Genomic DNA, 17,594 nt, shown 5'->3' on the forward strand with positions numbered 1-17,594 from the left:
GCCAAGCCCGGTAGCCGATACACGACCGGTATCGCAACGTGCGCCGATGTGAAGGGGACGTGACAGGAGTCACGTCCCGTTCAGCCGGTGGTCACTTCTTGCTGTCGATGACGGCCTTCATGACGTTCTTCGCGATCGGCGCCGCGAGGCCGCCGCCGGAGATGTCGTCACGGTTGGCGTTCTCGTCCTCGACCACCACGGCGACGGCAACCGGCGAGCTGCCGTCGCTCTGCTTGGCGTAGGAGATGAACCACGCGTACGGATTCTCGCTGTTGTCGACACCGTGCTGGGCGGTACCGGTCTTGCCACCGACGGTGACGCCGTCGATCTGCGCGTTGGTTCCCGTACCGTCCTCGACGACCGTCTCCATGATCGACTGGAGGATCTGGGCGTTGTCCGCGGACAGCGGCTTGCTCAGCTCCTTCGGGTCGGTCTTCTCGATGGTGTCCAGGTTGGGGGCCTGCAGCTCGTCGACCATGTACGGCTGCATCAGCGTGCCGTTGTTGGCGATCGCCGAGGTGACCATCGCCATCTGCAGCGGGGTCGCGGCGGTGTTGAACTGGCCGATGGAGGAGAGCGCGACCTGCGAGGGCTCCATGTCGTCGGAGAAGACCGAGGCGCTGGAGCGGACCGGGACGAACTGCTCCTCGGTGAAGCCGAACTTCTTGGCCATCTCCAGCATCTTCTCGTTGCCGAGATCGGAGCCGATCTTGCCGAAGACGGTGTTGCAGGACACCCGCAGCGCCTCGCGGAGGCTGGCGTTCTTGCAGGGGAGGTCGCCCTCGTTGGGCAGCGGCGTCGTGGTGCCCGGCATGGTCCAGGGCAGCGGCGAGTCCGTCTTCTCGTCGGCGCTCTTGTAGAGGCCGTTCTCCAGGGCCGCCGCGGCGGTGAGCACCTTGAAGGTGGAGCCGGGCGGGTAGACCTCGCGCAGGGCCCGGTTCAGCGTCGGGTCGTCCTCGTTGTTCTCCTTCAGCAGCGACTTCCACGCCTTGGCGTCGGCGTCGCTGCCGCCGGCGAACGACGAGGGGTCGTACGACGGGTAGGAGGCCATCGCCAGGACCTTGCCGGTGGACGGCTCCAAGGCGACGACCGCGCCCTTGCCGCCCTGCGCCTTCAGACCGTCGTAGGCGGCCTTCTGCGCGGCGGAGCTGAGGGTGGTGACGACGTTGCCGCCCTCCTTCTTCTTCCCCGTGATCATGTCCAGGGTGTTGCGGAAGAAGAGGCGGTCGTCGTTGCCGGTGAGGATGCCGTCGTTGATCGCTTCGAGCTGGGTGGCGCCGTACGCCTGGGAGACGAAGCCGGTGACCGGCGCCCACATGGCGCCGTTCTTGTACGTGCGCTTGTACTCGAAGTCGCCCTCGGTGGTGGCGTGTCCGGTGATGGCCTTGCCGTCGACGATGATGTCGCCGCGCGGGGAGGCGTACCGCTCGATGAGGACGCGGCGGTTCTTGTCGTCGGTCTTGAGCTCGTCGGCCTTGACGTACTGGAGCCAGTTGTCGCGGAGCAGGAGGGTGAGGACCAGGAGGCCGCAGAAGAGCGCGATGCGGCGCAGTGGCTTGTTCACGGTCGGACCACCTGGGTCATCTCGGCGTCGGGGTTGGCGGGGGCGGGGGCCGGGCGGCGCGCGGTGTCGCTGATGCGCAGCAGGACACCGATCAGGGCCCAGTTGGCGATGACGGAGGAACCGCCGTACGCCAGGAACGGCATCGTCATACCGGTGAGCGGGATGAGGCCCATGACGCCGCCGGCGACGATGAAGACCTGGAGCGCGAAGGCGCCGGAGAGGCCGATGGCCAGCAGCTTGCCGAAGGGGTCGCGGGCGGCGAGGGCGGTGCGCACGCCGCGCTCCACGATGAGCGCGTACAGCAGCAGCAGGGCCATCAGACCGGCCAGGCCCAGTTCCTCGCCGAAGGTGGCGAGGATGAAGTCGGAGTTGGCGGCGAACCGGATCAGCTCGGAGTGGCCCTGGCCCCAGCCGGTGCCCAGGGTGCCGCCGGAGCCGAACGCCCACAGCGCCTGCATCGCCTGCTCGGAGTGGCCGACGACGCCCTGCTGGGAGAGCGTGTACTCGCGCATCGGGTCGAGCCAGGCGTCCACGCGCTGCTGGATGTGGGGTTCGAAGCTGGCCACGCCGACCGCGCCGACCGCGGACATCAGCAGACCGAAGACGATCCAGCTGGTCCGCTCGGTGGCGACGTACAGCATGATCACGAACATGCCGAAGAACAGCAACGACGTACCGAGGTCGGTCTCGAAGACCAGGATGAGGATCGAGACGATCCAGACGACCAGGATCGGGCCGAGGTCGCGGCCGCGGGGCAGGTAGAGGCCCATGAAGCGGCGGCTGGCCAGGGCGAGGGCGTCGCGCTTCACCATCAGGTAGCCGGCGAAGAAGATCGCCAGGACGATCTTCGCGAACTCACCCGGCTGGATGGAGAAGCTGCCGACCTTGATCCAGATCTTGGCGCCGTAGATGTTCTGGCCGAGGCCCGGCACCAGCGGCAGCAGCAGCAGGATCAGCGCGCCGACCATGGAGATGTAGGTGTAGCGCTGCAGGACGCGGTGGTCCTTGAGGAAGATCAGGACCGCGAGGAAGAGGGCGATGCCCATCGCGGTGTACATCAGCTGCCGGGGCGCGGCGGTGCCGGCCTGCTCGATGGACTGGAGCAGGTCGGACTGGTCCAGCCGCCAGATGGCGACGAGCCCGAGGCCGTTGAGGAGCGTGGCCAGGGGCAGCAGCAGGGGGTCCGCGTACGGGGCGAACTTGCGCACCACCAGGTGGCCCACGGCGGCCAGCAGGCCGAGGCCCAGACCGTAGCTCAGCAGCCCGGCGGGGATCTCGTCGTTGATGGCGAGACCCACGTTGGCGTAGGCGAAGACCGGGATGACCACGGCGAAGACCAGCAGCGCCAGCTCGGTGTTGCGCCGGCTCGGCGCTCCGATGGCGCCGATCGTGGACGTGTGGTGCGTCGGCGAGTTGGAAGTACTGCTCATCGTGTGACAGGGCCTCTCACGGCTTGCCTACTGCTCACCGCACCGCGAGACGACCTTCTGCTCTTCCTCCGAGAGGGTGGGGCCGGCATCGGGACTGGGTGCGGTCGTGGACGGGGACGGATCGGGCGTCTCGGCGGTCCCGGACGTGGCCGACGAGGTGGGCGTCGGGCTCGCCTTGGACGTGAGGGAGACAGGGTCGGTTCCGGTGCCCCCGGCCTCGCCCTCGCCCGTCTTCGCGTTGCTCTCGTTCTGCGTGGTGCGCCGTTCGGCCTGCTTCTGGCAGGCGGAGGCCTGTACGGCCAGTTCGTCGATCTTCCGCCGCGCGTCGCTGAGGTCGCCCTCGGCGATGGTCTCCTCGACCGACTTCAGCTGGTACGGCGGCAGGTACTTGAGTTCGATCTCGGGGTGGTCCTTCTCCACCTTCGACAGCGACACCCAGGCCAGGTCCTGGCTGATGCCCCGGTAGAGGGCGACGTGGTCGTCGTTGGTGCCGACGTAGTACTGGGTCTGGGTCCAGCGGTAGCCGCCGTAGAGTCCGCCGCCGATGACGGCGAGGGCGAGGACCGAGTAGAAGGATCTCTTCAGCCAGCGGCGGCTCTTGCGCGGCTTGGTGAAGTCGTCGTCGCCGTAGTCGAGGCCGTCGGCGGGGATGTAGCCGGTGGTGTCGCCGCTGCCGGGCGGGCCGAACTCGCCGCCGCCCCCGGCCCCCCGGCGGCCGAGCCCGGAGGCGCGGCCCGCCGGGGTCTGCATGATGCCGTTGTCGCCGAACTGCGCCTGGTTCTCGGCGACGGCGCCGACCACGACCGGGGTGTCGGAGAGCTGCCCGGAGAGGGTGTCCCCGGTGTCCAGGTCGAGGACGTCGGCGATGATCACGGTGATGTTGTCGGGGCCGCCGCCGCGCAGGGCGAGCTGGATCAGCTCCTGCACGGTCTCCTGGGGGCCCTGGTAGCTGGCGAGGGTGTCCTCCATCGTCTGGTGGGAGACGACGCCGGAGAGCCCGTCGGAGCAGATCAGGTAGCGGTCGCCGGCCCGCACCTCGCGGATGGACAGGTCGGGTTCGACGTGGTCGCCGCTGCCCAGCGCGCGCATCAGGAGGGAGCGCTGGGGGTGCGTCCCGGCCTCCTCCTCGGTGATGCGGCCCTCGTCGACGAGGCGCTGTACCCAGGTGTGGTCCTGGGTGATCTGGGTCAGTACGCCGTCCCGCAGGAGGTAGGCGCGGGAGTCGCCGACGTGCACCATGCCGAGCCGCTGGCCCGTCCACAGCAGGGCGGTCAGCGTGGTGCCCATGCCTTCGAGGCTGGGGTCCTCCTCGACCATCTGCCGCAGCTGCTCGTTGGCGCGCTGCACGGCGGTGCCGAGCGAGGTGAGGATGTCGGAGCCGGGCACGTCGTCGTCGAGGGCGACGATGGTGGAGATCACCTCGGAGGAGGCGACCTCGCCGGCGGCCTGGCCGCCCATGCCGTCGGCGATGGCGAGCAGGCGCGGACCGGCGTAACCGGAGTCCTCGTTGCCCTCCCGGATCATGCCTTTGTGCGATCCGGCGGCGAAGCGCAGTGACAGACTCATGCGCACCTCGCCCGTCGGCTCCGGGTACAGCCGGTCGTGTCGAGCCACACTGCCCACCCTCCGGTCGGGAGCGCGCCGGGGCCCGGGGTGCCGGCCGCCGCCGCGTGCTCGCTCCGCTCGCGCTCATTCATTGGTGTAGCACTACTTCCGCAGCTCGATGACGGTCTTGCCGATGCGGATCGGCGCGCCCGGTGCGATGGGCGTGGGCGTCGTCAGCCGGGACCTGTCCAGGTACGTGCCGTTGGTGGAGCCGAGGTCCTCGACGATCCACTGGCCGTCGCGGTCCGGGTAGATCCTGGCATGGCGGCTGGAGGCGTAGTCGTCGTCCAGCACGATCGTCGAGTCGTGTGCCCGGCCGAGCGTGATGGTCTGGCCCTGGAGGGCCACGGTGGTGCCCGCGAGGGTGCCCTCGGTCACCACCAGTTTGGTGGGAGCGTTGCGGCGGCCGCGGCCACCGCTCGGCTGCTGGCGCTGCGGTGCGGGCGCCTGCCGCGCGGCCTGCTGCCGGTCCCGCCCGGCGTCCCGGCGCGACCCGCGCTGGGTGACGCGCGTACCGAACAGGTCGCTGCGGATGACCTGCACGGCCACGATCACGAACAGCCACAGTACGGCGAGAAAACCCAGCCGCATGACCGTGAGGGTCAGCTCTGACATTGCCCCCGGATCACCCTTCGGCTTGCCTGTAGATAACGGTGGTACTGCCCACGACGATCCGCGAGCCGTCGCGGAGCGTAGCGCGGGTGGTGTGCTGCCCGTCCACCACGATGCCGTTGGTGGAGCCGAGATCCTGGATCGTCGAGGGCGTTCCGGTCCGGATCTCGCAGTGCCGTCGGCTCACGCCGGGGTCGTCGATCCGCACGTCGGCCTCGGTGCTGCGGCCCAGCACGAGCGTCGCGCGGGAGATCTGGTGGCGGGCACCGTTGATCTCGATCCAGTGGCGGGTGCGTCCGCCGGCTGCGGGGGCGGGCGCCGGTGCGGCCGGCGGCCGCGGGGCGCTCGCGGGCGGCGGGTAGCCGTAGCCCCCGCCCGCGCCGCGGGCGCCGGGCGGCGGCGCGGCCGGCATCGGCGGGGCCGGGGCGGGTGCCGCGGCGGGCGGGTAGCCGTAGCCGCCGGGGCGGCCGGCCGGGGGCGCGGGGGGTGCGGCGGGCGCGCCCGGGGCCTGCGAGGTGGAGGAGGCGAGGGTGCGGCTGCGGACCCGGTACAGACCGGTGTCGAGGTCGTCCGCCTTCTCCAGGTTGACCTTGATCGGTCCCATGAAGGTGTAGCGCTGCTGCTTGGCGTAGTCGCGCACCATTCCGGCCAGTTCGTCGCCGAGCTGGCCGGAGTAGGGGCTGAGGCGCTCGAAGTCGGGCGTGCTCAGCTCCACGATGAAGTCATTGGGGACGACCGTGCGGTCGCGGTTCCAGATGGTCGCGTTGTTGTCGCACTCGCGCTGCAGCGCGCCCGCGATCTCCACGGGCTGTACCTCGGACTTGAAGACCTTCGCGAAGGTGCCGTTGACCAGACCTTCGAGACGCTGCTCGAACTTCTTCAGGACTCCCATGGGGCACCTCCTCCGTCGCTGCCGTCCTGTTCACTGCCCTGCGTACTGCTGCCCTGCGTACTGCCTGCCTGCGTACTGCTCGCCTGGTACTGCTTACTGATCGTATCCACGCGCGGGTCGATCGGCTGGTTCCCCCTTGCGGCCCGGTCGAAGGGTGTCGACTGCCTCTCGGAGTTCCCGCTGGAGCTCCTCTTCGAACGCCGCGGGACGCGCTGTCGCGCGTACTCCTGCCCAGGATCGTAGAGCCGCTCGACGACCAGTGTCCCGCACCGGGCTGTGTACCCGGCCCGCGCACGGGAGGACGGGCCGGACCGGTACGAGGTTGATACGTGAACGGCTTCCCGCCGGGACGTGCCCCGCCGGTGACGCCGGGGGCGGGGAAAGGGATGTGAACCCACCCCGGACAGCGTGCTAATGTTCTGCATGTCGGAAGGCGCCGGGCCGCGGGAAACGGGGCAAGGAGCCGGAGGACACACCCAATGCGCGGGTGGCGGAATAGGCAGACGCGCTGGATTCAGGTTCCAGTGCCCGCAAGGGCGTGGGGGTTCAACTCCCCCCTCGCGCACCAGACGGAAGCCCCGTAGGTCTCAGACCTACGGGGCTTCCGCTTTGCGTGCTGCTGTGCCGGTGGGCCGGTGTGCTGCCGTGCTGCTGTGCTGCTGTGAGGAAGGTCTCAGCGCTCGGGTGCCGGCCCGGTGGGGCGGGGGGTAGCGTCGAGGCGCGTCGCCGGCGTGTGCGGGCGGCGCGCGGGCGTGCGCCGGAGCAGGGCGTACGTGCTGTGACGTACGGGCAAGGGGAGGCGACCGGATGACCGGGCTGTCGGCCGGGACGGGTGGGGAACGGATACCGGTCGTGCCGGGGTTCGCCCGGTGGTCCGGGGGTGGTTCCTGGGCCGGGGGCGGGGCCGGGGCAGGTTCCTGGGGTGGCGCCGCGAAGGCCGAGGGGAAGGCGCTGCGGCGGCTGGTGCCGCGGTCCGCGCACGCGACGCTCGACCTGGACGCCGGGCGGCCCGGCGCGGTGCGGGCCGTCGAGGATTCCAGCCGGGGCCGCCTGCCGGAACTGACCCCGATACGGGCGGGGCGCATGGCGGCCACCCCCTTCGCGTTCCTGCGCGGCGCGGCCGGTCTGATGGCCTACGACCTGGCGCGGACGCCGATGACCCGGATCCTGGCGCAGATCTGCGGGGACGCGCACGCGGCCAACTTCGGCCTGTACGGCGACGCCCGGGGCGGGCTGGTCATCGACCTGAACGACTTCGACGAGACGGTCCACGGTCCCTGGGAGTGGGACCTGAAGCGGCTGGCGGCGTCGCTGGTGCTGGCGGGGCGGGAGACCGGGGCCGACGAGGACACGTGCCGGCGGGCCGCGTGGGACGCGGCGGGCGCGTACCGGCGCACGATGCGGCTGCTGGCCCGGCTGCCGGTGCTGGACGCCTGGAACGCCATCGCCGACGAGGCGCTGGTCTCCCACACCGACGCCCACGATCTGCTGGGCACGCTGGAGCGGGTCGCGGAGAAGGCGCGGAACAACACCAGCGGGCGGTTCGCGGCCCGGTCGACCGAGGCGACGGAGGACGGCGGGCGGCGGTTCGTGGACGCCCCGCCGGTGCTGCGGCGGGTGCCGGACGCGGAGGCGGCGATGGTGGCGGCGGCGCTGGAGGAGTACCTGACGACGCTGCCGGAGGACCGGCTTCCGCTGCTGGCCCGGTACGCGGTGCACGACGTGGCGTTCCGGGTGGTCGGCACGGGCAGCGTCGGGACCCGGTCGTACGTGGTGCTGCTCCTCGACCACCGGGGCGAGCCGCTGGTCCTCCAGGTGAAGGAGGCCCGGCCCTCCGCGCTGGTGCCGCATCTGGTGGCGGCCGGCTTCGAGGTGCCCGCGGCGGTCCACGAGGGGCGGCGGGTGGTGCTGGGGCAGAAGCGGATGCAGGTCGTCAGCGACATCCTGCTGGGCTGGACGACGGTGGACGGACGGCCGTTCCAGGTACGGCAGTTCCGCAACCGCAAGGGCAGCGTGGACGCGACGGCGCTCGCCGCCGACCAGGTCGACGACTACGCGCGGATGACCGGCGCGCTGCTGGCCCGCGCCCACGCGCACAGCGCCGACCCGCGCCGGGTGGCCGGGTACTGCGGCAAGAACGAGGAGCTGGACGAGGCGGTGGCCGCGTTCGCCGTCGCCTACGCCGACCGCACGGAGGCCGACCACGCGGAGCTGGTGGCGGCGGTGCGGGCGGGACGGGTCGCCGCCGAGCTGGGGGTGTGAGGGTGTGGCTCCCGGATGGTCGTGGGCCGGGGTGTGAGGGTGTGGCTCCCGGACGGTCGTGGGCCGGGGTGTGAGGGTGTGGCCCCCGGCAGGCCGGGGGCAGGGCCTAGGGTGGGCGTGTGACGACCCCGGAAGCTGAGCAAAGCGGTGCCGCGCGGCCCGAGGAACGGCTGGAGAAGGCCGTACGGGCCGCCGAGCAGGCGCTCATCGAGTACGAGATCGCGGTGGAGACCTTCCGGGTGGAGGTCGACAACTTCTCCCGGCTGCACCACCAGCGGCTCGGCCCGGTCTACGCCCGCCTCGACGAGCTGGAGGCGCGGATCCTGGAGGCGAAGGCCGCGCGCAGCGGTGACGCCGAGGATCTGCGGCTGGCCGAGGAGGCGCGGGCCCGGCTGATGCCGCTGCCCGGGGTCGAGGAACTGCTGCACGGCTGGATGGACGGGGACGGGCTGTTCCCGGAGGCCACGGCGATGCTCACCGGGCAGGAGGTACGGCCCCCGCAGCGGGTGCGGCCCAGCGAGGAGGCCCGCAAGCTCTACCGCGAGCTGGCCCGCCGGGCCCACCCCGACCTGGCGCAGGAGGAGGGCGAGCGGGCCCGGCGCGAGGAGTTCATCACCCGGGTGAATGCCGCCTACGCCCGCGGGGACGCCGCTGAGCTGCGGCGGCTGGCCGAGGAGTGGGACGCCGGACCGCAGCAGGAGCGGGGGCCGAGCCTCGCCGAGGAGCTGTACGCCCGGCTGGAGTGGCTGGCCGAGCGCAAGGAACTGCTGACGCGGGTCGCGAACGAGCTGGAGCAGAGCGCGATCGGCGGGATGCTGCGGCTGGCCCCGGACGATCCCGACAAACTGCTGGACGAGATCGCCGAGCAGCTGACGGCGCAGGTGGCCGAGCGGGAGGCGGAGCTGGCCGCGCTGCTGGGACAGGCCGCGCCGGACACGGGTTCCGGTAGCGTCGGGGTATGAGTTTCGGAGCTGGTGTGCCCACGGTCGAGGTCACGGACCTGAAGGACGACGACTTCCTGCTGGACGTCCGCGAGGACGACGAGTGGCGGGCGGGTCACGCCGAAGGGGCACTGCACATCCCGATCAGCGAGTTCGTCGCCCGGTACGGCGAGCTGGCCGAGGCGGCGCCCGACGGCGGGCGGGTCCATGTGATCTGCCGGTCCGGCGGGCGGTCGGCGCAGGTCACCATGTATCTGGCGCAGCAGGGCATCGACGCGGTGAACGTCGACGGCGGCATGCAGGTGTGGGCCGCGGCGGGCCGTCCGGTGGTGACGGACTCGGGTGAGCCGGGGCATGTGATCTGAGGGCGGTCCTCCTGCTCCGGGGCGGGTGCGGGGTGGCTTCCGGGGTGGTTCAGGGCCGGCCGCGGGTCGGCTTCCGGGTTCGTCCTGGGTTCGTTCCGGGTCGGCCTCCGGATTCGTTCCGGGTCAGCCCCCGGATTCGTTCCGGGTCGGCTTCCGGGTCCGTACGGCTGCGGGGCACGCGTCCCGCTGAGTACCGTTCGCGTGCGCGTCCCGCCGACAGGGGCGCGCGACGACGGACGCCGGACGCGGGAGCGAGGGCTGGATGGACGCGTACGACACGGGGCCCGACGCCCGGCACGGGCCGGCCGGCGGCGACGGTGCCCGGACCGGGGACGGTGCCGGCGTCCGGACCGGGGACGGTGTCCGTACCGGGGTCGCCGCGCTCTCGCCGCGCTACCAGGTCGGCGCGGCCCTCGCGCTGGCGGTCGTCGCCGCCGTGGTCTCGGTCCACCTCGGCATGACGTTCCTGCACGTGGCCCCGTCCAACACGGTCACCAAGCAGCACGGCGAGGCGATCGAGGAGTGGATCTACCCGGAGTTCGAGCAGAACTGGAAGCTGTTCGCGCCCAATCCGCTCCAGCAGAACATCTCCGTCCAGGTCCGCGCCGAGCTGAGCACGGCGGACGGCGGGGTCCGCACCACCGGCTGGTACGACCTGTCCGCGGCGGACGGCCGGGCCATCGACGGCAACCCGCTGCCGAGCCACACCCAGCAGAACGAGCTGCGCCGCGCCTGGGACTTCTACGTCGCCACCCATGACTCCGACGACCGCCCGGTGGGGCTGCGCGGGGCGCTGTCCGAGACGTATCTGCGGCGCATCGCCGTGCTGCGCCTGGACCGGGCGGGCGCGGTCCGGCCGGGCGATGTCCTGGACCTGGTCCAGTACCGCTCGCTGACCCGCCCGGTGCCGCCGCCCGACTGGAGCGGCGAGCGGGTCTCCGACCGGGCCGAGCGGCGTGAACTGCCCTGGTGGCGGGTGCCCCGACGCGAGGCGGAAGGGGGCGTGGCGTGAACCGCGTCGCCCTGTCGGTCTCCCGGGGCATCGCCCGGGTCACCGAGGCCGCCCTCGGCCCGTACCAGACGGCGGTGATCCGGATCGGGTTCGGCGCCACCTGGCTGCTGTTCCTGCTGCGGGAGGTCCCGCACCGCCATGAGCTGTACGGGCCCGACGGGCCCTGGAGCTGGGACCTCGCCCGGCAGCTGACCGCGGACAACGGCGCCTTCACGGCGCTGATGTGGTCCGACGGCCGGCTGTGGTTCGAGGCGGTCTACGGACTGTCGGTGCTGGCGAGCGTCCTGCTGCTGCTGGGATGGCGGACCCGGACCATGTCGGTGCTGTTCATGGCCGGGGTGCTGTCGCTGCAGAACCGCAGCGTCTTCGTCGGTGACGGCGGCGACAACGTGCTGCACCTGATGAGCGTCTACCTCGTCTTCACGCGCTGCGGGCAGGTGTGGTCGCTGGACGCGCGCCGGGCGCGGCGGGCGGCGCGGGCGCGAGCGCGCGGCGAGCGGGCCGTGGACCGGACCGGGGTGGTGCTGTGGGGCGGGCTCGGCCTGGTGCTGGCCGGGGTGACGCTGGCGGGCCGGTTCGGCGGTCCCGGTGCCGAGTGGCCGGTGCCGGCGCTGCTGTGGGGCGTGTGGCTGGGGCAGGCGCTGTGGTGGGCCGTGGGGCGGTGGGCGACCGGCGGTGAGCCGCGCGTCCTGCTCGACGTGATCGCCAACATCGTGCACAACGGGGCGCTCCTGGTGATCATGGCGGAGACGTGCCTGATCTACGCGACCGCCGGCTGGTACAAGGTGCAGGGCTCGCGCTGGCAGGACGGCACCGCCGTCTACTACCCCCTGCAGCTGGAGTACTTCTCGCCCTGGCCGCAGCTCGCCGGTCCGCTGGCGGCCAGCGGCACCCTGGTGATGCTCATCACCTACGGAACGGTCGTCGTGCAGGTCGCGTTCCCGTTCACGCTGTTCAACCGGCGGGTCAAGAACGTCCTGCTGGCCGTCATGATGGCCGAGCACGCGGTGATCGCGGTGGTGCTCGGGCTGCCGTTCTTCTCCCTGGCGATGATCGTGGCCGACGCGGTGTTCCTGCCGACGGCGTTCCTGCGGCGGCTGGGCGGGGCGGCGGCGCGGACGGGGGCGCGGGTGCGGGGGCGGCTCGGGCGGCTGGTGCGGCGCCGGGGCGGGACCGCGGTGATGCCGGCCCAGCGCGTCCCGGAGGACGCCGGCCCGACGCGCGTGGGCACGTAGGCTTCGGCGCATGTCCGACCCGACCGGCCCGATGTCCGAGCCGACCGCCCCGATGGCCGCCCCGACCGTCCCGATGGCCGCCCCGACCGCCCCGACGACCGGCCCGGCCGACCCCCTGCGTGCCTGGCGCCGTCTCGCCGGCGGCTGTGTCCTGCTCGACGGCTTCCACGCCCTCAAGCACGCGCTGCGCTTCGGAGCGGACGTCCCGATGGCGGTCACCGCCGACCGGGAAGCGGCGCTCGCGCTCGCCGGCGAGCTGGCCCCGGACGTACGGGAGCGGCTGGCCGGCCTGCTCACCGAGGTCACGCCGGCGGCGTACGCCTCGCTCGTGCCGCGTCCGCACCCCACCGCCGTGACCGCCCTGGGCGTACGTCCCGCGCGGGAGGCGGCCCTGCGGCGGCTGGCGCACACCCCGCGCACGGCGCCCGTCGTGGTCCTCGACAACCCGCGCAACCTCGGCAACGCGGGGGCGGTGATCCGGCTGGCCGCCGGGTTCGGCGCGACCGGCGTGGTCACCACGGGCACCCTCGACCCCTGGCACCCCACCGTGGTGCGCGGCGGGGCGGGGCTGCACTTCGCGACCGCCGTGGAGCGGCTGGCCGTGTCCGACCTGCCGCCGGGCCCGGTGTTCGCGCTGGACCCGGAGGGCGAGGACATCCGCGGGCTGAAGCTCCCCGACGACGCGCTGCTCGCCTTCGGTTCCGAACGCAGCGGACTCTCCGGGGAGTTGCGGGCGCGGGCCGATCACCTGGTGGCGCTGCCGATGCGCCCCCAGGTCTCCAGCTACAACCTCGCGACCAGCGTGGCGATGACGCTGTACCACTGGAGCGCCGACAGGCCCTAGGAGGGCCGGCGCACCTCGATGACCCGGAAGCGGTTCGCGACGAACGCGCCGTCCGTCAGGGCCGCGTTGGCCGCCGGGTTGCCGCCCGAGCCGTGGAAGTCGGAGAAGGCGGCCGTCTGGTTGACGTACACCCCGCCGGTGAGGTTGAGGGAGAGCTGCGCGGCCTCCTCCAGGCAGACCTCCTCGACGGTCCGCTCGACCTCGGGGTCGGTGGTGTACGCGCCGACCGTCATCGCGCCCTTCTCGCGGACCGCGCGGCGCAGCAGCGCCACCGCGTCGGCCGGGGAGTCGACGGCGACGGCGAAGGAGACCGGGCCGAAGCACTCGTTCAGGTACGCCGCCTCGTGGTCCGCCCCTTCCCAGAACTTCCGCGCGCCGTCCAGCTTGACGATCACCGGGGTGCGGACGACCGCGTCGGGGAAGTCGGGGTGGGGCACCGCGCGGGAGGCGAGGGCGACTTCGCCGAGCTGGGCGGCGGCCTCCAGGCGGGCCTTGACGTCCGGGTTGACGATCGCGCCGAGCAGCGCGCTCGCCCGCGCGTCGTCGCCGAGGAGGCCGTCGACGGCGGCGGCGAGGTCGGCGGTCACCTCGTCGTAGGACTTGGCGCCCTGGTCGGTGCGGATGCCGTCGCGGGGGATCAGCAGGTTCTGCGGGGTGGTGCACATCTGCCCGCTGTAGAGGGAGAGGGAGAAGGCGAGGTTGGCGAGCATGCCCCGGTAGTCGTCGGTGGACTCGACGACGACCGTGTTGACGCCGGCCTTCTCGGTGAAGACCTGGGCCTGGCGGGCGTGGGTCTCCAGCCAGTCGCCGAAGGCGGTGGAGCCGGTGTAATCGATGATCCGGATCTCGGGGCGGGTGGCGAGGGTCTTGGCCAGGCCCTCGCCGGGGGCCTCGGCGGCCAGCGCGACCAGGTTCGCGTCGAAACCGGCCGCGGCGAGCACCTCGCGCGCGGCGGCCACGGTGAGGGCGAGCGGCAGCACCGCGCGCGGGTGCGGTTTGACCAGGACCGCGTTGCCGGTGGCGAGGGAGGCGAACAGGCCCGGATAGCCGTTCCACGTCGGGAAGGTGTTGCAGCCGACGACCAGGCCGATGCCGCGCGGGACGGCGGTGAAGCTCTTGGTGAGCGTCAGCGGGTCGCGCTTGCCCTGGGGCTTGGTCCACTCCGCGGCGGCGGGCACCCGCGTCTGCTCCGCGTAGGCGTACGCCACCGCCTCCAGGCCGCGGTCCTGCGCGTGCGGGCCGCCCGCCTGGAACGCCATCAGGTACGCCTGGCCGGAGGTGTGCATCACCGCGTGCGCGAACTCGTGCGACCGGTCGCTGATCCGCTTGAGGATCTCCAGGCAGACCAGGGCGCGCACGTCGGCGCCCGCGTCCCGCCAGGCCGCCTGTCCGGCCGTCATGGCGGGCAGCAGCACGTCGATGTCGGCGTGCGGGTAGGTGACGCCCAGCTCGATGCCGTACGGAGAGACCTCGCCGCCCACCCAGCCGTCGGTGCCGGGCTGGCCGAGGTCGAGGCGGGTGCCGAGCAGGGCGTCGAAGGCGGCCTTGCCCGCCGCCGGGTCGAGGCTGCCGTTCTCCCCGTACGCCTTGGGGTGCTCGGGGTGCGGGGACCAGTACGCGCGCGTGCGGATCGCTTCCAGCGCCTGGTCGAGGGTGGGCCGGTGCCTGGCGATCAGGGTCTCGGCGTCGAGTTCGGCGGGCATGCGGGACCAACTCCTCGTTCTGCGGGCTCCTCGTCGAGTCCGCGGCCTGGGCGAAACCTGGGCGGGAACAGCCGGACAGGGCTAGAGTAACCGAACGATCGGTCGGGACAAGGGGGTCCGCCGCATCTGTGGACAACCGCGTGCGGGAGGATCGCGCACATGACAGCACTCGACCTCAACAGCCCCGTGGCCGTCGTCGGCGCCGGCACCATGGGCCAGGGCATCGCCCAGGTCGCACTGGTGGCGGGCCATCCCGTACGGCTGTACGACACCGTTCCCGGTCGGGCCCGGGAGGCGGCCGGGACGATCGGTGCCCGGCTCGACCGGCTGGTGGAGAAAGGGCGGCTCGCGGTGGGTGAGCGGGACGCGGCCCGCAGCCGGCTGGAAGCCGTCGAGGACCTGGCCGGGCTGGCCGGCTGCGCGCTGGTGGCGGAGGCGGTGGTGGAGCGGCTCGACGTCAAGCAGGAGCTGCTGCGCGCCGTGGAGGACGTCGTCGGCGACGACTGTCTGCTCGCCACCAACACCTCCTCCCTGTCCGTCACCGCCATCGGCGGCGCCCTGCGCGTGCCGGGCCGTCTCGTCGGCCTGCACTTCTTCAACCCGGCGCCGCTGCTGCCGCTGGTGGAGGTGGTCTCCGGGTCCGCCACCGACGTGTCGTCCGCCACGCGCGCGTACGACACCGCCCGCGCCTGGGGCAAGACGCCGGTCTCCTGCGCCGACACCCCGGGCTTCCTCGTCAACCGGATCGCCCGGCCCTTCTACGCCGAGGCGTTCGCCGTGTTCGAGTCGCGGGGCGCCGGCCCGGCCACCGTCGACGCGGTGCTGCGCGAGTGCGGCGGCTTCAGGATGGGCGCCTTCGAACTGACCGACCTGATCGGGCAGGACGTCAACGAGTCCGTCACGCACTCCGTGTGGCGGTCCTTCTTCCAGGACGCGCGCTTCGCCCCGTCGCTCGCCCAGCGCCGCCTGGTCGAGTCCGGCCGCCTGGGCCGCAAGAGCGGACAGGGCTGGTACGACTACCGGGACGGCGCCGAGCACCCCGAGCCGCACACCGCCGGACCGGCCGACCCGCCCCCGTACCTCGTCGTGCACGGCGACCAGGGCCCGGCCGCCGAGCTGGTCGCGATGGTCCGCGAGGCGGGCATCGAGGTGCGGGAGGCGGGCATCGAGGTGCGGGAGGGCGGGGAGCCGGGCAACGCGCGGTTCGTCCTGCCCGGCGGCGGTGACCTGTGCCTGGCCGACGGACGGACCTGCGCGGAGTCCGGCGACGCCGTCCGCTTCGACCTCGCCCTCGACTACCGCCGGGCCACCCGGGTCGCCCTCTCCGCCGGCCAGGGCACCCGGCCCGCGACCCTCAGGGAGGCCACCGGCCTCTTCCAGGCCCTCGGCAAGAAGGTCAGCGTCATCGGGGACGTCCCCGGCATGATCGTCGCGCGGACCGTGGCGCGGATCATCGACCTCGCCCACGAGGCGGTCGCACAGGGCGTGGCCACCGCGGAGGACGTCGACACGGCCATGCGGCTGGGCGTCAACTACCCCGCCGGGCCCTTCGAGTGGGAGCGCTCGCTCGGCCGACGCTGGGCGCACGACCTGCTCTGTGCCCTGCGCCTGCGCGACCCCTCCGGCCGCTGCGCGCCGTCCCTGGCGCTCCACCTGCACGCCCACGCCTCCGACCAGCGGGAGGACCGCCCCTCATGACCACCGCCAAGCGCGACACGTACACCCCGGAGAGCCTGCTCTCCGTGGCGGTGCGGGTCTTCAACGACCGCGGCTACGACGGCACCTCCATGGAGCACCTGTCCAAGGCGGCCGGCATCTCCAAGTCGTCGATCTACCACCACGTCTCCGGCAAGGAGGAACTGCTGCGCCGCGCGGTCAGCCGGGCCCTGGACGGTCTCTTCGGCATCCTCGACGAGGAGCACGCGCGCGTGGGGCCCGCCGCCGTGCGGCTGGAGCACGTCGTACGGCGCATGGTCGAGGTGCTCATAGCCGAGCTGCCCTACGTGACGCTGCTGCTGCGGGTGCGCGGCAACACCGCCACCGAGCGGTGGGCGCTGGAGCGGCGCCGCGACTTCGACCACCGGGTCGCCGAGCTGCTGAAGGCGGCGGCGGCCGAGGGGGACGTACGGGACGACGTGGACGGACGGCTGGCGACCCGGCTGGTCTTCGGGATGATCAACTCGATCGTCGAGTGGTACCGGCCCGACGTACGGGGCGCGGGCGAGCGGGAGGTCGCCGACGCGGTGGTGCGGCTGGTGTTCGGGGGGCTGCGGGAGGTGCGGTGACCCGCCGGGGCAGCCGGGGCAGCCGGGGCAGCCGGGACAGCCGGGCCAGCCGGGCCAGCCGGGCCAGCCGGGCCAGCCGGGTCAGGAGCGGGGCGGGCGGGGCTCCAGGTCCTGTTCCTCGAAGACCAGCAGGGTGCGGGTGCTGAGCACCTGGGGGATCGCCTGGATACGGGTCAGGACCAGCTCGCGCAAGGCCCTGTTGTCGGGCGTGTGCACCAGCAGCAGGACGTCGAAGTCGCCGCCCACCAGGGCGATGTGGGCGGCACCGGGCAGCTCGCGGAGCTGTTCGCGCACCGCGCGCCAGGTGTTCTGCACGATTTTCAGGGTGATGTACGCCGACGTGCCCTGACCGGCGCGTTCGTGGTCGACGCGGGCGCTGAAGCCACGGATGACGCCGTCCTCGACGAGCCGGTTGATCCGCGCGTAGGCGTTGGCCCGGGAGACGTGGACCCGCTCGGCGACCGACCGTATCGAGGCGCGGCCGTCGGCCTGGAGGATGCGCAGGATGTCCTGGTCGATGGCGTCCAGGGGGCGCGGGGGCGGCGGGGCGGGGTCGCGGACGGCGAGGACGGTTGTGGTTGTGGTTGTGGCGTTGGTGTCGCGAGCGGAGACAGTCGTGGCGGGAGTGTCCGGTCTGGGACGGTCCGGTCCGGGACGGTCCGGGGCGGGGGTGTCCGCCGGACGGTCGGCCATCTGTTCAGCTGCCATCTGCCCCCGCCTCTCTACCATGGACGTACTGCGTCCATCTCAGGCTGTGCAGAACCGTTTGTCCACAGCCCCGGGGCCGCTGTAGCCAAAATGTGCCGGCGACCGAACAATCGGTAGGTGAGACCCGTCACACCCG

The 17,594-nt window shown here is 72.5% G+C and carries 15 protein-coding genes and 1 tRNA gene; 9 read left to right on the forward strand and 7 right to left on the reverse strand.

Annotated features, from left to right (window positions below; translation table 11 throughout):
• Positions 1-91 precede the first annotated feature (91 nt).
• From ACZ3IG_RS17290 to ACZ3IG_RS17310, 5 genes are all read right to left on the reverse strand, one after another.
• Positions 92-1,564, reverse strand: a complete 1,473-nt coding sequence (locus ACZ3IG_RS17290) for a peptidoglycan D,D-transpeptidase FtsI family protein (RefSeq protein ID WP_467432801.1) — start codon at positions 1,562-1,564, stop codon at positions 92-94.
• Positions 1,561-2,994: an FtsW/RodA/SpoVE family cell cycle protein gene (locus tag ACZ3IG_RS17295; protein ID WP_467432803.1), complete on the reverse strand. Its 1,434-nt coding sequence runs from the start codon at positions 2,992-2,994 to the stop codon at positions 1,561-1,563. Before ACZ3IG_RS17295 ends, ACZ3IG_RS17290 begins: the two co-directional genes overlap by 4 nt.
• Positions 2,995-3,021: 27 nt before the next feature.
• Positions 3,022-4,560: a Stp1/IreP family PP2C-type Ser/Thr phosphatase gene (locus tag ACZ3IG_RS17300; protein ID WP_467433145.1), complete on the reverse strand. Its 1,539-nt coding sequence runs from the start codon at positions 4,558-4,560 to the stop codon at positions 3,022-3,024.
• Positions 4,561-4,701: 141 nt separating this feature from the next.
• A complete protein-coding gene (locus ACZ3IG_RS17305; RefSeq protein ID WP_215170362.1) occupies positions 4,702-5,214 on the reverse strand; it encodes an FHA domain-containing protein FhaB/FipA in 513 nt (170 codons plus the stop codon).
• A gap of 10 nt (positions 5,215-5,224) precedes the next feature.
• Positions 5,225-6,103: an FhaA domain-containing protein gene (locus tag ACZ3IG_RS17310; protein ID WP_467432804.1), complete on the reverse strand. Its 879-nt coding sequence runs from the start codon at positions 6,101-6,103 to the stop codon at positions 5,225-5,227.
• Positions 6,104-6,584: 481 nt separating this feature from the next.
• On the opposite strand from ACZ3IG_RS17310, the gene ACZ3IG_RS17315 reads away from it, so the two are divergent.
• From ACZ3IG_RS17315 to ACZ3IG_RS17345, 7 genes are all read left to right on the forward strand, one after another.
• Positions 6,585-6,671, forward strand: a tRNA-Leu gene (locus tag ACZ3IG_RS17315).
• 239 nt (positions 6,672-6,910) lie between these two features.
• Positions 6,911-8,365, forward strand: a complete 1,455-nt coding sequence (locus ACZ3IG_RS17320; RefSeq protein ID WP_467432806.1) for a DUF2252 domain-containing protein — start codon at positions 6,911-6,913, stop codon at positions 8,363-8,365.
• A gap of 119 nt (positions 8,366-8,484) precedes the next feature.
• Positions 8,485-9,327 (forward strand): hypothetical protein, encoded by an 843-nt coding sequence (locus tag ACZ3IG_RS17325; RefSeq protein ID WP_467432808.1) that lies wholly within the window; start codon positions 8,485-8,487, stop codon positions 9,325-9,327.
• Positions 9,328-9,341: 14 nt separating this feature from the next.
• On the forward strand, positions 9,342-9,671 hold the full coding sequence (locus ACZ3IG_RS17330) for a rhodanese-like domain-containing protein (RefSeq protein ID WP_467433147.1): 330 nt from the start codon (positions 9,342-9,344) through the stop codon (positions 9,669-9,671).
• Between the two features lie 262 nt (positions 9,672-9,933).
• The gene (locus ACZ3IG_RS17335; protein ID WP_467432810.1) at positions 9,934-10,683 is read left to right on the forward strand and encodes a DUF5819 family protein; all 750 of its coding nucleotides are present in this window, start codon (positions 9,934-9,936) and stop codon (positions 10,681-10,683) included.
• Complete coding sequence (locus tag ACZ3IG_RS17340; RefSeq protein ID WP_467432811.1) at positions 10,680-11,918, forward strand: HTTM domain-containing protein; 1,239 nt, start codon at positions 10,680-10,682, stop codon at positions 11,916-11,918. The genes ACZ3IG_RS17335 and ACZ3IG_RS17340 overlap by 4 nt, the downstream gene beginning before the upstream one ends.
• Positions 11,919-11,991: 73 nt before the next feature.
• Positions 11,992-12,762, forward strand: coding sequence for a TrmH family RNA methyltransferase (locus ACZ3IG_RS17345; protein WP_467433148.1), 771 nt, complete (start codon positions 11,992-11,994; stop codon positions 12,760-12,762).
• Here ACZ3IG_RS17345 and paaN read toward each other — a convergent pair.
• Positions 12,759-14,465, reverse strand: a complete 1,707-nt coding sequence (gene paaN, locus ACZ3IG_RS17350) for a phenylacetic acid degradation protein PaaN (RefSeq protein WP_467432813.1) — start codon at positions 14,463-14,465, stop codon at positions 12,759-12,761. The genes ACZ3IG_RS17345 and paaN overlap by 4 nt on opposite strands.
• A gap of 159 nt (positions 14,466-14,624) precedes the next feature.
• Between paaN and ACZ3IG_RS17355 the strand changes: the two genes are divergently transcribed.
• The gene (locus ACZ3IG_RS17355) at positions 14,625-16,163 is read left to right on the forward strand and encodes a 3-hydroxyacyl-CoA dehydrogenase (RefSeq protein WP_467432815.1); all 1,539 of its coding nucleotides are present in this window, start codon (positions 14,625-14,627) and stop codon (positions 16,161-16,163) included.
• Positions 16,160-16,750, forward strand: a complete 591-nt coding sequence (locus tag ACZ3IG_RS17360; RefSeq protein ID WP_467432817.1) for a TetR/AcrR family transcriptional regulator — start codon at positions 16,160-16,162, stop codon at positions 16,748-16,750. Before ACZ3IG_RS17355 ends, ACZ3IG_RS17360 begins: the two co-directional genes overlap by 4 nt.
• Before the next feature lie 81 nt (positions 16,751-16,831).
• On the opposite strand, the gene ACZ3IG_RS17365 is transcribed toward ACZ3IG_RS17360, so the two are convergent.
• Positions 16,832-17,443 carry an Lrp/AsnC family transcriptional regulator gene (locus tag ACZ3IG_RS17365; RefSeq protein ID WP_467433149.1) on the reverse strand — a complete coding sequence of 204 codons (612 nt, stop codon included), beginning with the start codon at positions 17,441-17,443 and terminating at the stop codon, positions 16,832-16,834.
• Between the last annotated feature and the right edge of the window lie 151 nt (positions 17,444-17,594).

The sequence above is a fragment of the Streptomyces sp. NPDC016677 genome (assembly GCF_055562815.1).

What these genes read in the sequence shown, in the direction of transcription:
- ACZ3IG_RS17295 (WP_467432803.1), bottom strand. Translation starts at nt 2,994, where the DNA reads ATGAGCAGTACTTCCAACTCGCCGACGCACCACACGTCCACGATCGGC.
- ACZ3IG_RS17300 (WP_467433145.1), bottom strand. Translation starts at nt 4,560, where the DNA reads ATGAGTCTGTCACTGCGCTTCGCCGCCGGATCGCACAAAGGCATGATC.
- ACZ3IG_RS17305 (WP_215170362.1), bottom strand. Translation starts at nt 5,214, where the DNA reads ATGTCAGAGCTGACCCTCACGGTCATGCGGCTGGGTTTTCTCGCCGTA.
- ACZ3IG_RS17310 (WP_467432804.1), bottom strand. Translation starts at nt 6,103, where the DNA reads ATGGGAGTCCTGAAGAAGTTCGAGCAGCGTCTCGAAGGTCTGGTCAAC.
- ACZ3IG_RS17320 (WP_467432806.1), top strand. Translation starts at nt 6,911, where the DNA reads ATGACCGGGCTGTCGGCCGGGACGGGTGGGGAACGGATACCGGTCGTG.
- ACZ3IG_RS17335 (WP_467432810.1), top strand. Translation starts at nt 9,934, where the DNA reads ATGGACGCGTACGACACGGGGCCCGACGCCCGGCACGGGCCGGCCGGC.
- ACZ3IG_RS17345 (WP_467433148.1), top strand. Translation starts at nt 11,992, where the DNA reads ATGGCCGCCCCGACCGCCCCGACGACCGGCCCGGCCGACCCCCTGCGT.
- paaN (WP_467432813.1), bottom strand. Translation starts at nt 14,465, where the DNA reads ATGCCCGCCGAACTCGACGCCGAGACCCTGATCGCCAGGCACCGGCCC.
- ACZ3IG_RS17355 (WP_467432815.1), top strand. Translation starts at nt 14,625, where the DNA reads ATGACAGCACTCGACCTCAACAGCCCCGTGGCCGTCGTCGGCGCCGGC.
- ACZ3IG_RS17360 (WP_467432817.1), top strand. Translation starts at nt 16,160, where the DNA reads ATGACCACCGCCAAGCGCGACACGTACACCCCGGAGAGCCTGCTCTCC.
- ACZ3IG_RS17365 (WP_467433149.1), bottom strand. Translation starts at nt 17,443, where the DNA reads ATGGCCGACCGTCCGGCGGACACCCCCGCCCCGGACCGTCCCGGACCG.